12 protein-coding genes are annotated in these 13,635 nt (G+C 71.8%); 9 read left to right on the top strand and 3 right to left on the bottom strand.

Annotated elements, in window-relative coordinates:
* Positions 1-191: 191 nt before the first annotated feature.
* The 5 genes from ACFUJ1_RS34015 (at position 192) to ACFUJ1_RS33995 (ending at position 6,155) form a co-directional block, all read left to right on the top strand.
* Positions 192-1,832 carry an acyl-CoA synthetase gene (locus ACFUJ1_RS34015; protein ID WP_378651422.1) on the top strand — a complete coding sequence of 547 codons (1,641 nt, stop codon included), beginning with the start codon at positions 192-194 and terminating at the stop codon, positions 1,830-1,832.
* A gap of 50 nt (positions 1,833-1,882) precedes the next feature.
* Positions 1,883-3,187: a TerD family protein gene (locus ACFUJ1_RS34010; protein WP_378651421.1), complete on the top strand. Its 1,305-nt coding sequence runs from the start codon at positions 1,883-1,885 to the stop codon at positions 3,185-3,187.
* A gap of 91 nt (positions 3,188-3,278) precedes the next feature.
* Positions 3,279-3,857 carry a hypothetical protein gene (locus ACFUJ1_RS34005; RefSeq protein ID WP_378651420.1) on the top strand — a complete coding sequence of 193 codons (579 nt, stop codon included), beginning with the start codon at positions 3,279-3,281 and terminating at the stop codon, positions 3,855-3,857.
* 129 nt (positions 3,858-3,986) lie between these two features.
* Positions 3,987-5,435, top strand: coding sequence for a PepSY-associated TM helix domain-containing protein (locus ACFUJ1_RS34000; RefSeq protein ID WP_378651419.1), 1,449 nt, complete (start codon positions 3,987-3,989; stop codon positions 5,433-5,435).
* A 240-nt stretch (positions 5,436-5,675) separates the two neighbouring features.
* Positions 5,676-6,155 carry an SRPBCC family protein gene (locus ACFUJ1_RS33995; RefSeq protein WP_378651418.1) on the top strand — a complete coding sequence of 160 codons (480 nt, stop codon included), beginning with the start codon at positions 5,676-5,678 and terminating at the stop codon, positions 6,153-6,155.
* A gap of 64 nt (positions 6,156-6,219) precedes the next feature.
* Here the strand turns inward: ACFUJ1_RS33995 and ACFUJ1_RS33990 are convergent, their stop codons facing one another.
* Together ACFUJ1_RS33990 and ACFUJ1_RS33985 are read right to left on the bottom strand one after the other, a co-directional pair.
* Complete coding sequence (locus ACFUJ1_RS33990; protein WP_378651417.1) at positions 6,220-6,489, bottom strand: hypothetical protein; 270 nt, start codon at positions 6,487-6,489, stop codon at positions 6,220-6,222.
* Between the two features lie 12 nt (positions 6,490-6,501).
* Entirely contained in the window at positions 6,502-8,193 is a 1,692-nt protein-coding gene (locus tag ACFUJ1_RS33985; RefSeq protein ID WP_378611498.1) for a sodium:solute symporter family protein, read from the bottom strand.
* A 331-nt stretch (positions 8,194-8,524) separates the two neighbouring features.
* On the opposite strand from ACFUJ1_RS33985, the gene ACFUJ1_RS33980 reads away from it, so the two are divergent.
* Genes ACFUJ1_RS33980 through ACFUJ1_RS33970 form a run of 3 tightly spaced genes read left to right on the top strand, consistent with a single transcriptional unit; the run spans position 8,525 to position 11,225 of the window.
* Entirely contained in the window at positions 8,525-9,136 is a 612-nt protein-coding gene (locus ACFUJ1_RS33980) for a pyruvoyl-dependent arginine decarboxylase (RefSeq protein ID WP_378651416.1), read from the top strand.
* Positions 9,133-9,702 carry a hypothetical protein gene (locus ACFUJ1_RS33975; protein ID WP_378651415.1) on the top strand — a complete coding sequence of 190 codons (570 nt, stop codon included), beginning with the start codon at positions 9,133-9,135 and terminating at the stop codon, positions 9,700-9,702. Before ACFUJ1_RS33980 ends, ACFUJ1_RS33975 begins: the two co-directional genes overlap by 4 nt.
* Positions 9,702-11,225: a diguanylate cyclase domain-containing protein gene (locus ACFUJ1_RS33970; RefSeq protein ID WP_378651414.1), complete on the top strand. Its 1,524-nt coding sequence runs from the start codon at positions 9,702-9,704 to the stop codon at positions 11,223-11,225. The genes ACFUJ1_RS33975 and ACFUJ1_RS33970 overlap by 1 nt, the downstream gene beginning before the upstream one ends.
* Here the strand turns inward: ACFUJ1_RS33970 and ACFUJ1_RS33965 are convergent.
* Positions 11,222-11,968 carry a DUF6319 family protein gene (locus tag ACFUJ1_RS33965; protein ID WP_378651413.1) on the bottom strand — a complete coding sequence of 249 codons (747 nt, stop codon included), beginning with the start codon at positions 11,966-11,968 and terminating at the stop codon, positions 11,222-11,224. The two genes, ACFUJ1_RS33970 and ACFUJ1_RS33965, sit on opposite strands and share 4 nt — an antisense overlap.
* A 47-nt stretch (positions 11,969-12,015) precedes the next feature.
* Here ACFUJ1_RS33965 and ACFUJ1_RS33960 point away from each other — a divergent pair, with 47 nt between their 5' ends.
* Positions 12,016-13,617, top strand: coding sequence for a DoxX family membrane protein (locus ACFUJ1_RS33960; RefSeq protein ID WP_378651412.1), 1,602 nt, complete (start codon positions 12,016-12,018; stop codon positions 13,615-13,617).
* Positions 13,618-13,635 lie beyond the last annotated feature (18 nt).

Below are 13,635 nucleotides of genomic sequence, written 5' to 3'. Positions count from 1 at the left end.
GAGCGGCTCCAGGTTCACTTCTTCCGCCGCCCGACCTCCGTCACCTGCGGATACACCGCGGACCGCGGGACGAGACGTGCGATACGGCCGGTACCGACCGCTGCTATTGTCTGGCTAGCACTGGATCTCGAAGCTGCGGTTCCCGCCACCTCCCGCTCGCCGGTGGCCGGGCCGCGCGGAAGGCGTAGCAGATGGCACTCCCGGCCCCGATCCGCAAGGCGAGCGATCTCGCTCTCGGCGTCAACGTCATGCTCAAGCGGCGGCTCTTCAATCCGCTGCGGCTCGACCACGCGGCCCGCTCGGCGATCAACGTGCTCAAGTTCGGGCCGTTCGCCGGGGTCGTCATGCACGCCGCGCAGACCAGGCCGGATGCCGCCGCCATCGTGGACGAGCTCGGCGAGATCACCTTCGGCGAACTCGACCGCCGCGCCAACGCGCTGGCCCGCGGCTTCACCGAGAACGGCATCGGCCCCGGTGACGTGGTCGCCGTGCTGGCCCGCGACCACCGCGGCATGGTGCTCAGCCTGCTCGCCGCGGGCAAGCTCGGCGTGCGGGCGGTGCTGATGAACACCGGCTTCGCCAAGCCGCAGTTCGCCGACGTGGCCGAGCGCGAGAAGGTCAAGGCGGTGCTGCACGACAGCGAGTTCCTCGACCTGATGAGCGCCATCCCTTCCGGCATCCCGCACGTGCTGACCTGGGTGGACGAGAAGGACGGCGCCGATCCGGCGATCCCGACGCTCGACTCGCTGATCGCGGGCCGCGACACCACGCCGCTCCCCGCGCCGGAGAAGCCGGGCGGCATGGTCATCCTGACCAGCGGCACCACCGGCACGCCGAAGGGCGCCCCGCGCGACCGGGTGAGCCCCTTCGCCTCCGCGCAGTTCATCGACCGGGTGCCGCTGCCGCGCAACGGCACCATGCTCATGGCGGCGCCGATCTTCCACGGCACCGGGCTCTCCCAGTTCACCCTGGGGCTCGCGCTCGGCAACCGGGTGGTCTTCCAGCAGCGCCGGTTCAGCCCGGAGGGCACGCTCGCCAATATCCAGAAGTACCGGGCGGACTCGCTGGTCGTCGTCCCGACCATGCTGCAGCGCATCCTCGACCTCGGCGACGAGGTGCTGGCGAAGTACGACGTCGGCAGCCTGAAGGTGATCTTCGCGGCCGGTTCGGCCATCGCGCCGGACGTGGTGACCCGCGCGCTCGACCACTTCAACGACAGCCTCTACAACCTGTACGGCTCCACCGAGTGCGCGGTCATGACCGTGGCCACCCCGGCCGACCTGCGCAAGGCGCCGACCACCGCGGGCAAGGCACCGGTCGGGATCCGGATCGTGCTGCTGGACGAGAACCGGAAGCCGATCACCGAGCCCGATGTCACCGGGACCATCTTCGTCGACAACGGCTTCGCCTTCACCGGCTACACCGACGGGCGCACCAAGGAGATCGTCGACGGGATGATGAACAGCGGCGACGTCGGGCACGTCGACGCCGACGGGCTGCTCTTCATCGACGGCCGCGACGACGACATGATCGTCTCCGGCGGCGAGAACGTCTTCCCGCTCGAGGTGGAGAACCTGATCGCCGGGCGCGAGGACGTCTTCGAGGCGGCGGTGATCGGGGTGGACGACCGCGAGTACGGGAAGCGGCTGCGCGCCTTCGTGGTGCCGGGGCCCGGGTCGAGCCGGGATCCGCAGGAGATCAAGGAGTACGTCAAGGCGAATCTGGCGCGGTACAAGGTGCCGCGCGAGGTGGTCTTCCTGGACGAGCTGCCGCGCAACGCCACCGGCAAGCTGCTGCGCAAGCCGCTCGCCGAGATGGACGTGGAGGGCTGATCCCCTAGGCTCGGAACCGTACGAATCGGACGAGCGACGAGGGGTCCGCAGTGAACTCGAGCCCGGGTAGTGCCCTGCCGAAGGGCGGCAATGTGCCGCTCGGCGGTGGGCAGGTGCGGATCACGGTGGCGCCGAACGGCATCGACGTCTCGGTGCTGTGCGTCGGGGCGGACGGGAAGGTCGGCGGGGATGCCGACTTCGTGTTCTACAACCAGCCGGAGTCGCCGGACGGGGCGGTGCGGCTGGCCGGTGGGGCGATCAGCGTCGACCTCTCCCGGGTCGCCGCGCGGGTCGAGCGGCTCGTCGTCGCCGCCTCCGTCGACACCGGGACCGTCGCGGGGGTTCCGCTGGCGGTTCAGGTGAGCGATGGGGGTGCGGCGCACGACCTGGTCGTCGGGGGGTTGAGTACCGAGACGACGGTGGTGCTCGGGGAGATCTACCGGCGCGGTGGGGCGTGGAAGTTGCGCAACGTCGGGCAGGGGTACGCGTCCGGGTTGGCCGGGTTGGCGACGGACTACGGGATCACCGTCGACGATCCAGGACCGGCCGCGTCCGCGCCGCCGCCCAGCGGTTTCGCCGTATCGCCCCCGGGTGGTCCGGGCGGGTTCCCGGCCCCGCCGCTCGCTCCGGCCGGATACCCGGCAGCGCAGCAAGGTGGTGCCGTCGGGTACCCGCCGCCAGGGGCTCCCGGCGCCTTTCCAGCGTCTGCGCCGGGCAGCGCGCCGCCCCCGAATCTGACGAAGCGGTCGATCACGCTGGAGAAGAACTCGGCGCCGGTACTGCTGCGGAAGGCACCGGTGGTGCGGCTGCGGGTGGGGTGGACCTCGGGCACCGACTACGAGGCGTACGCGCTGGTGGTGCTGACCGACGGCACGGTGGTGCACGTCGCCACCTTCGACGCCCAGGGCATCCCGGCGAACCCGCAGTTCAAGGACCTCGTGCGGCACCTGGGCGACCGCGGGCGCGGTGACGTGAACCGCGGCGGCGGGAGCACCGAGGAGATCATCGAGGTGCGGTTCGCGCCGGAGATCGCCGCGGTGGTGCCGGTGGCGTACTCGGCGATCAACAACGGCACCGGCTCGTTCCACAAGTACCGGGTGACGCTCGCCATCGACAGCGGCGGCGAGGAGGAGGTCACCATCCCCGCCGACCAGGCGAAGAAGTCGAGCTGGATCTTCACCTGCGTCCCCGGCATCGTCTACAACCGGCCGGACGGCGTGCTGGTCGAGCGGCTGGAGCTGTACAGCAGGCGGATGTCGGAGCACCGCCCCAAGGCGATCCTGCACCCGGACGGCCGGGTCGAGGTCAGGATGGACAAGGGCCCGCTCAACACCTTCAAGCGCGACAACACCTGAGCCCAGCACCGATCTCGCTGCCGCGCAAGGTTTCCGGTCCGGCCGCGCCCGATGGGGCGGGCGGGCCCGCGCACCCGGGTAAAATCGGCCCGTGCTGTGCCGGTCCGGCCGCGGGAACGCGGGTGCTCCCGCCGCGGTCGCGCGGGTGCGCGGCGCGGCGGCGGGAGCGCTGTCCGCGTGCCTGTCGGTGGCGGCGCACGGGTGGGCCGCTGCCCGCGCCGGGGCCGGGCTAGAGGCGCCCGGCTCCACCGCGCTCGTCCTGCTGTTCGCGGCCGCCGCGGTCACCGGGGCACTGATCGCGGGCGCGCCCGCACTGCGGGAGAGCGCCGCCGTCCTGGTCGCCGCGCTCGGCGTGGCCCAGGTGCTCGGGCACATCGGGCTCGGGTTCGAGTCCGGGCATCTGCACGGCGGCGATCTCCAGCTGACGCCGGCCATGCTCGCCGCGCACGCGGCCGCCGTCCTGGTCGCCGCGCTGCTCGTACACGGGACGGGCGCCGCCTGCCGCGCCGCCATCGGCGCCCTGGCGCGAGCGCTGCCGTCGCGCGCACCCGCCGCACCGGTCGCGGACCGGACCCTGCTGCCGATCGCGCACCGCGATCGGGTCGTGCTGCGCGTCTTCGCGCGGCAGGGGCTGAGCAGCCGCGGCCCACCGCTGGGTTTCGTCCACTAGACACCCTTCTCGCCGCCGGTCGAAGCACCGGCGAGCACCGTCGCGCCCCTGCCGGGGCACCTGGCGTCCTGCCGTGCCCGCGCCGCCGATGCGAGAAGAGCCGACAGCCCTTCGACGAAACGAACCCCCATGAGCGTCACCGATGTCAGCCCACCCGACACCTCCCCCGACGACGTCCCCACCCGCACACCACGCCGTACCCTGCAACCCCTCGCCCTGCGCCTGCACTTCTACGCGGGCCTCTTCGTCGCCCCGTTCATCCTGATCGCCGCCGTGACCGGCGCCCTCTACGCCATCTCCCCCACCCTGGAGGCCTTCACCTCCAAGGACCTCCTGCGCGTCCCGGTCGGGCAGACCGAGGCCCCGCTCGCCGAGCAGGTGCGCAACGGCGTCGCCGTCCGCCCCGACCTCACCCTGGTCGCGGTGGCCCCCGCCCCTACCCCCGGCGACACCACCCGGGTGCTCCTCGCCGACCCCACCCTCGGCGAATCCGAACGCCGCGCGGTGTTCGTGAACCCGTACACCGCCGAGCCGGTCGGTGACGCGGTGGTCTACGGCAGCTCCGGCGCGCTCCCGCTGCGCACCTGGATCTCCCAGCTGCACCGCCACCTGCACCTCGGCGAGCCGGGCCGGCTCTACAGCGAGCTGGCCGCCTCCTGGCTGTGGGTGATCGCGCTGGCCGGGCTGGTGCTCTGGATCCGCCGGGTGCGGGCCCGGCGGGCCCGCAACTCCGCGGCCTGGCTGCTCGCCCCCGACTCCGCGCAGCGCGGCCGGAACCGGCTGCTCACCTGGCACGGCGCGCTCGGCACCTGGGTGCTGCCGATGGCGCTGGTCCTCTCCGCCACCGGCATGACCTGGTCCACCTACGCGGGCGCGAATATCGACGAGCTGCGCGCCCAGCTGAGCTGGATCACCCCCGCGGTCAGCGGCACGCTGCCCGGCGCCGAACCCGCGCACGCGCCCGGCGGCGACCACCACCCCGCCGGGCACGCCCCCGCCCCCGAGGTCGACCCGGCCACCAGGATCGCCGAGCTGGACACCGTGCTCGCGGCCGCCCGCGCCGAAGGCGTCACCCAGCCCCCCGAGATCACCCTGCCGAGCGCGGCGGACCAGGCATTCATCGTGAAGGAGCGGCGAATCCCCGGCACCTACAGCGCCGACGCGGTCGCGGTGGACGGCGCCACCGCGCAGGTCACCGACCGGCTCCCGTACGCGGAGTGGCCGCTCATGGCCAAGTTCACCAACTGGGGCATCCAGTTCCACATGGGGCTGCTGTTCGGACTGGTCAACCAGCTGCTGCTACTGGTGAGCATGGTCGGGCTGAGCGCGGTGATCCTGCTCGGCTACCGCATGTGGTGGCGCAGGCGACCGGCGCGCGCGACCGGCCTGACCCTCGGCGGCCGGGCACCGCGCCGCGGTGCGCTGCGCTCGACGCCGCTGCCGCTCGCGGTGGCCTCGGTGGCGGCCGCGCTGCTGGTCGGCTGGTTCGTCCCGCTGTTCGGGCTGAGCCTGCTCGGCTTCCTCGCGATCGACTTCCTGCTCGGGCTGTTCAACCGCGCCCCGGCCGGAACCGACTGACCCACAGCGGGCTTCGCCGACCATTTGCCGACGGCTGAGGCGGCACCGTCCGACCGCCGCCTCAGCACGGCAGATCGCACCCACTGCCGCGATAACCGCTGAACCACCTCGTACCGAGCCGCGGTACCGGTTGTTTGTGCCAGGAGACGCCGGGTAGCCGACGAGTGTCCCGGTCGTCCAGCAGGACGACACACCAGCCCTGTTCCCGGAGTGATCCCGGAGTGGGAAAGGAGTTACCCCATGAGCACGATGACCGCGGCAGTCGACGTCGAGGTTCCGATCCGGACCGCGTACAACCAGTGGACCCAGTTCGAGTCCTTCCCGCACTTCATGGAGGGCGTCGAGGAGATCAGGCAGCTCGACGACAAGCACACGCACTGGCGGATCAAGGTCGGCCCGGTGACCAAGGAGTTCGACGCCACGATCACCGAGCAGCACCCCGACGAGCGGGTGGCCTGGAAGTCGGACAGCGGCCCCGAGCACGCGGGCGTGATCACCTTCCACCGCCTGGACGACACCCACACCAGGGTCACCGCCCAGATCGATGTCGACCCGGACGGCTTCCTGGAGCAGGTGGCCGACAAGACCGGTGTGCTGAAGCACCGGATCAACGGCGATCTCGATCGCTTCAAGGCCTACATCGAGAAGCAGGGGCACGAGACCGGTGCCTGGCGCGGCGACGTCCCCCGCCCGGATCAGCAGGCGCCCGGCGCCATCTGACCCGACCCGGACAGCACGAGGGCCCCGGCCGCGGAATTCGCGGCCGGGGCCCTCGCCGTGTGCGCTACTCGGCGGGCGCGATCCGGTCCGGGTCGAGCGGCGCCTCCGGGTCGGCGACCGGCTTCGCCGCGGTGACCTGCACCGGGCGCAGCAGTACCCAGGCGATGAAGGCGAGCCCGACGGCGAGGATGCCGATCCCGGCCCACAGATTGATGTTCCAGCCGCCGGTCTTGGCCTGCTCGGCGGCGGTGTTGTTGACCAGCCCGGTGACGAGCAGGACCACGCCGTAGATGCTCAGCAGCGAGCCGACGATGGTGCGAATGTCGAAAAGCATCGGGGAAGCTCCTTATCCGACGAAGATGTTCAGCGCGATGACCAGCACCAGCGCGATACCGGCGAGCAGCACCGGCCGCTGGTACCAGGGCAGCGAGTCCGCGTCCGGGTCGGTGCGCATCTCCTTCGGCGTCTCCGAGTACACCAGCCCGGCCAGCTCGGCGGCCGGCTTCGGCGCGGTGAACTGGGTGACCACCACGCTCACCACGATGTCGACCACGAACGCCGTTCCCGCGGCCACGAAGCTCGCGCCCTGCCCGGAGAGCGAGGTCACCTCGAACTCGTTGAGCAGGAAGACGAAGATCGCCGACGCGGTACCGGCGACCAGCCCGGCCCAGCCCGCGGCCGGGGTCATCCGCTTCCAGAACATGCCGAGGATGAAGGTGGCGAAGAGCGGCGCGTTGAAGAAGCTGAACAGCGTCTGCAGGTAGTCCATGATGTTGGCGAAGTTGCCCGCGATGAACGCGGTGAAGATCGCGGCCACCGTGGCGCCGATCGTCGCGAGCCTGCCGATCCTGAGGTAGTAGCCGTCCGGCCGGTCCTTCTTCACGTACTGCTGCCACAGGTCGTAGCTGAACACCGTGTTGAACGCGGAGATGTTCGCGGCCATGCCCGCCATGAACGCGGCGAGCAGCCCGGCCAGGCCGACGCCGAGCAGCCCGTTCGGCAGCACGTCCTTCATCAGGTACAGCAGCGCCTGGTTGTACGAGGTGTCCCCGGTGAAGTCCGGGTTCGCCGCCCGCTGCGCCTTGTACTCGGCCATCTCCGGCACCAGCACCGCGCTGATCATGCCGGGGATCACGACGATCAGCGGGATGAACATCTTCGGGTAGGCGCCGATGATCGGGGTGCGCCGCGCCGCCGAGATGGAGTGTGTGGCCAGGGCCCGCTGCACCTCGACGAAGTTCGTCGTCCAGTAGCCGAAGGAGAGCACGAAACCGAGGCCGAAGACGATGCCGAGGATCGAGAGGAAGTTGTTGCTGAACCCGCTCAGCTCGTTGCCCGGCCAGGACTCCAGCTGCGCGGCGCCGCCGGGCGAGTCGATGATCCGCTCCTTCAGCCCGCTCCAGCCGCCCGCCTTGTGCAGCCCGACCAGGGTGAGCGGCAGCAGCGCCGCCACGATCACGAAGAACTGCAGCACCTCGTTGTAGATGGCGGCCGAGAGCCCGCCCAGGGTGATGTAGGAGAGCACGATCACCGCGGCGACCACCACCGACACCCACAGCGGCCAGCCGAGCAGCACGTTCAGGATGGTGCCGAGCAGGTACAGGTTCACCCCGGCGATGAGGATCTGCGCCACCGCGAAGCTCAGCGCGTTCACCAGGTGCGCGCCGGTGCCGAAGCGCCTGCGCATGAACTCCGGCACCGAGCGCACCTTGGAGCCGTAGTAGAAGGGCATCATCACCACGCCGAGGAAGAGCATGGCGGGGATCGCGCCGATCCAGAAGTAGTGGAACGTCGGGAAGCCGTACTCGGCGCCGTTGGCCGACATGCCCATGATCTCGACCGCGCCGAGGTTCGCCGAGATGAAGGCGAGGCCGGTCACCCAGGCGGGCAGCGAGCGGCCGGAGAGGAAGAAGTCGATGCTGGACGAGACGCGCTGCCGCGCCAGCAGCCCGATACCGATGACGAACACGAAGTAGAGCGCGACGAGCGCGAAGTCCACGGCGCTCGCGTCCAGCCGGAGGGACTCGGCGGCGAGCACCGCACTGTCGGTCGGTAAGGGGACTGCCGGTGGTACGGAGGACAACACGGATGAGTCGGGAAGCGGCACTGCATTCCTCCTGTCGAACCTGATTCGGGTCCTGTCCGGAGATTGTGCACCACGATGACGCTCCGCAGTGGGAGAAATCCTGGACAGTCGCCCAGGCGATGCCGAAGCTCCATCACCGCAGGCCGGAAGGGGTATGGACGCCCGAGCGGGCGAGACCGTTTCGGCGAACCGCCCTGCGAACCCGGCCGACTTGGCGCACAGTCGAATTCGTTGTTGAACGCGGCCCGCGCACCGGGCGGGCCGGGGGAATCGGAGGGGCACCATGATGCACATCACCGCGCGCGGAGCGGTCTCGGCACAGCGCAGCGCACTGCTCGGGCTGCCGTGGGTGGAGCGATTACGCACCCCGGCGAGCAGGCCCGCCCGCGCGGCCCGGTCGTCCGGCATACCACTGACCATCGAGATCGGCGCGGCGACCGGGACCGGCCCGACGGCGCTGGCGGCGTTCGACGCGGCGCTGCGCGAGCTCGGCGTCGGCGAGGCGAACCTGATCCGGCTGTCCTCGGTGATCCCGCCGCGCGCCCGGCTGGTCCGCGGCGCGCGGGTGCGCAAGCCGATCGTCTGGGGTGATCGGCTGTACTGCGTGTACGCCGCCGAGCACACCGCGGAGCCGGGCGCGCTGGTGGCCGCGGGCATGGGCTGGGTGCTGCGCACCGACGGCTCGGGGGCCGGGCTCTTCGTCGAGCACGAGGCCGGGAGCGCGGCCGAGGTGGAGGCGCTGATCCGGGCCAGCCTCACCGACATGACCCGGCGCAGGAGCGCGGAGTTCGGCCCGATCCAGCTGTGCGTCACCGAGATTCGCGCCGAAGCCGAGCCCGTCTGCGCGCTGGTGCTCGCCGCGTACCGGGCCGCGGGCTGGGACGGCGCCCGGTGAGCGAGCTGCACGTGACCGTCGAGACCAGCATCCCCGAACCGCAGATCGCGCTCTTCCAGGCCGTCTACGAGGAGGCCTTCGGCCCGCTGCGTACCACCGCCGCCGCGCGGCAGGTGTTGCATCCCAGTGAGTTTCGCGCGGAGATGGTCGACCCGCGGATCCACAAGCACGTGGCGCGGCTGCCGTCGGGGGAGCCGATCGGCGTCACCACGCTGACCCGCTGCCTGGAGACGGTGCCGTGGATCAGCCCCGAGTACTTCGCAGCGCGTTACCCGGAACACGCCGCGCGAAACGCGGTTTTCTACGCGGGTTTCACCCTCGTTGCGCCGAGCGCCCGGCATGGCGCCGCGTTCCATGTCATGATCGAATCAGTGGTTCGGGTACTCGTGGCCGAGCGTGCGGTGGTCGGCTGGGATATCTGCTCGTACAACAACACTCGCTTCTCGTTCGCGGACGGCATCAGGGCCGCGCTGGACGAGCGGGCGAGCGTCGACGTCGCGGTGGAGGACTCCCAGATCTACTACGCGGCACGGTTCACCGGGAACGGCGCGACCGAGGGGGGCTGATGAACGTGCACGACGGACGAACGGCCGGGAAGCTCGCGCAGCCGGGGGCACGCTGCTGCGCGCTGTTGCTGGCGGGCGCCGCCGCCATCGGGGTCAACCTGCTGGCGGGCACCGGCCCGGTGGCCTTCGGCGCCACCGCGTTCGTCGTGCTCGGCTCGCTGGGCATGATCGGATTCGGGCTGTGGCGGTACCGCCCGGCGCACCCGCTGCCCTGGTACCTGCTCTCCGCCTCGGCGGTGGCCTTCGCCGCGGGCACCACGCTGCGCGGCACCGGGCTGCAGCCGCTGGACGACATCTGCACCCTGACCGGGTACGCGGGCATCGGCGCGGCCGCCACGCTCTGGCTGCGGCCGCGGCAGGCGCGCGCCAACCACGACCTGCTGCTCGACTCCGGGCTGATCGGGCTCGGCGCGCTGCTCGCCTCCTGGACCTTCCTGATCTCGCCGATCCTGAGCTCCACCGGGCCGGGCGCGGTGGCGCTGATCGCGGCGGCGTACCCGGTGCTGGACGCGCTGCTGCTGACGCTGGTCGCCTACTCGATGGCGACCGGCACCTCGGAGCCGTCGCTACGGCTGCTGCACATCGGGCTGCTCGCGATCCTGATCGGCGATCTCGGCTACAGCCTGGACACGGTCGGCGCGAGGCTGGTCGGCAACGACGTCCTGCAGGCGCCGTTGCTGGTCGCGTACCTGGCCGTCGGGGTGGCCGCGGTGCACCCCACCATGACCTCGCTCGGCGCCCAGCGGCACATCCACCCGCAGCACTCGCGGCAGCGCGCCAGCATGATCGCGGTGGCGCTGATCGTCGCCGCGCTGGTACCGGTGGTCGGCTCCAGCCCGACCTTCCTGGACCGGGTGGTGGTCTCGACGCTCTTCGCGCTCATGCTGATCGGTGTGCTGGTCCGCAGCGAGCGCGCCATCGTGCGCAGCGCCCGCAGCGAGCGCAGGGCCCAGTACCAGGCCGACCACGACATGCTCACCGGGCTGCTCAACCGCTCGGCGCTGCTGCGCGCGCTCGGCCACAGCCGGGAGCGCTGGCCCGAGCACCCGCTCTGTCTGCTCTTCCTGGACCTGGACGGCTTCAAGATGGTCAACGACAGCTACGGCCACGCCGTCGGCGACGAGCTGATCGCCAACGCCGCCGCCCGGATCCGCCGGGTGGTCGGCAACCGGGACGTCGCCGCCCGCTACGGCGGCGACGAGTTCGTCGTGCTCGCCCCGCTGGACCGGGAGCACGCGGGGGCGCTGGCCGAGCGGCTGCTCGCCGCCTTCGTGCGGCCGTTCGAGCTGAGCGTCGGCGAGATCCCGATCACCGCCAGCATCGGCATCGCCTGCGACGGCCCGCGCAGCTACGACGCGGGCGTCTACGAACTGCTCCGCGAGGCCGACTCGGCGATGTACCACGCCAAAGAGCGCTCGCTGGGCTACGCCTATCGCGAGGACGTCCGGCACCTGCCCACCGAGCCGGGGCGGCGGGTCTGGCTGCCGAAGGGGATCGACAGCACGGTGAACACCGCGGTCTAGTCGCCGAGTTCGGTGAGCAGTTTTCGCGCCTGCTCCAGTTCGGCCTGGAGCTGGGCGACCTTGGCCTGCTGGTCGCGGCGCACCGCCTCGAGAATGCCCGTGACGACCTCCTCGACCTCCGGGTGCAGGATCTTGGCCGCCTGCGAGATCGCGGTGGTGCTGATCGCGAGCCCGCGCACCGTGCGCTTCTTGCCGCTCACCACGTCGACCGTCCACTCGCCCTCGGCGGTGCCGTTGAGCGTGATGGTGACCTCCGGCGTCTTCGCCTTGCGGGCCGGCGCCTTGGCCGGGCGCGGCTTCGGCTCGGCGGCGGCCGCCGGGGCGGCGGGCTTGGGGGCCGTGGTCGGCTGCGTCACGGGGGGGTCCTCCCTGGGGGTCGGTGTCGGGGCAACAGTATTCGCGGGCGGGCCGCCCGCGGGCGCGGGGGCGATGCCGGGGCGGCCGGGCGGGGCTCCGGCCGGAGCCTTGGCGGGCGCGGGCTTGGCCGGGCGGACGGGCTTGACCAGCGTGACCTCGACCGGGGAGAAGGCGAGCACGTCCTTCGAGCCGGTGGGTTTGACCTGCAGGAAATCCCCGTCGGATGGGTCGCCGAGGGAGAGCACCTTGCCGGATCTGCCCTCCGGCACGCCGACCGCGGCCGAGGTGAACCACACCATCGGCGGCCTGCCCGCGGCTATCTCCGCCGCGATCTGATTGATCTCGCTGTCGGACAGGGGTTTCGGCCGGTTACGTGGCGAGGGCATTGGTGGGCTCCGAGCAATCTGCGTGGTGTGCTGACGGGTGTGCGTCGATGATGCCGCACGGCACCGACAGACGAGCACCGAGCCGGGCGGAACGGCCCCCGTTTGAGGGCGGCGGGTGCGGGAACCCGGTCCGTATCCATCGAGGAAGGGGTTCTGTCATGTTGTTGCGCCGACTCGCGCGACCCTTGCTGGCCAGTGCGTTCGTCGTGGACGGGATCGATACCCTGCGTAATCCGGAACCGCGGGTGAAGGCAGCGACCGACCTCGTGCAGAAGGGTCAGCGGACGCTGCCCGAGGATGTCGCCACCAGGTTGCCGTCCGATACCGCCACGCTGGTCAAGGTCAATGCCGCCGCTCAGGTCGGAGCGGGCACGCTGCTCGCGCTCGGCAAGGCGCCGCGGCTCGCGGCGCTCGTGCTGGCCGCCACGGTCGTCCCGGCCACGATCACCGAGCAGGATTTCTGGGCTGAGGAAGATCCGGATCGCAAGTCCGCGAAGCGGGCCGCGTTCCTGAAGGACGTGGCGCTGCTCGGCGGGCTGATGATCGCCAGCGCCGACACCGAGGGCAAGCCCTCGCTGGGCTGGCGCGGCAGGCGGGCGGCGAAGAACGCCGCGGCCACCGTCTCCGCGGCGCTGCCGATCGGGGCGAGCGCCGCCGACGGCACCGGTGACGCGCTGCGCAAGCACGCGCACGAAGTGGCCGAGGCGGCGCGCAGTATCGCTGGCACCGCGGGCGCCAAGGGCGCGGTGATCGCCGAGGTCGCCAAGGATCGGGGTTCGGATTTCGCCGATGTCGCGAAGGACCGCGGGGCGAAGCTCGCCGTGGTCGCGAAGGATCGCGGCGCGGATCTCGCCGATGTGGCGAAGGACCGCGGCGGCGACTGGGCCGAGACGGCGCGCAAGCAGAGCCGAAGGGCGGCCAAGAAGGCGCGCAAGCGGGCGCCGGTGCTGGCCGATGCGGCGCGCGAGCGCGGCGCGGAGCTGGCCGAACTCGCCCGCGAGCGCGGTTCCGAGCTGGCCGACGTCGCGAAGGATCGCGGCGCGAAGTTCGCCGACGTCGCGAAGGACCGCGGCGCCGACTGGGCCGACCTCGCGAAGGACCGCGGTTCGGACTTCGCCGACGTCGCCAGGGACCGCGGCGCCAAGCTCGCGGATGTGGCCAAGGATCGGGGCTCCGACTTCGCCGACACCGCCAGGGACCGCGGCGCGAAGTTCGCCGACCTGGCCAAGGATCGGGGCTCCGACTTCGCCGACACCGCGAAGGATCGCGGCGCGACCCTGGCGGCGCTGGCGAAGGACCGGAGCTCGGACCTCGCCGACACCGCGCGGGACCGCGGCGGCGACTGGGCGGGCACCGCCCGCAAGCGGGCCCCCGAGCTCGCCGACACGGCGCGCAAGCAGAGCCGCAGGGCGGCGAAGAAGGCGCGCAAGCGGGCGCCGGAGCTGGCCGAAGCGGCCCGCGAGCAGGCGCTCACCGCGCGTGAGCGCAGCGCCAGGCTGGCCGAGATCGCCCGTGAGCGGGCCCCCGAGCTCGGCGACGCGGCGCGCTCGCGGGCCGAGCTGGCTCGCGACCGCAGCGTGCACCTGGCCGAGCTGGCCAGGGCCCGCGCCGAGGTCGCGCGTGACCGGGCCGAGGCCCGGCTGCGCTGAAGTGGAGTTCTCCGGCCG

The organism is Nocardia sp. NPDC057227, assembly GCF_042669725.1.
Classification (GTDB): Bacteria; Actinomycetota; Actinomycetes; order Mycobacteriales; family Mycobacteriaceae; genus Nocardia; species Nocardia asteroides_A.
Note: the sequence above shows the minus strand (reverse complement) of the source record. Positions and strands in the feature narration are given on the sequence as shown.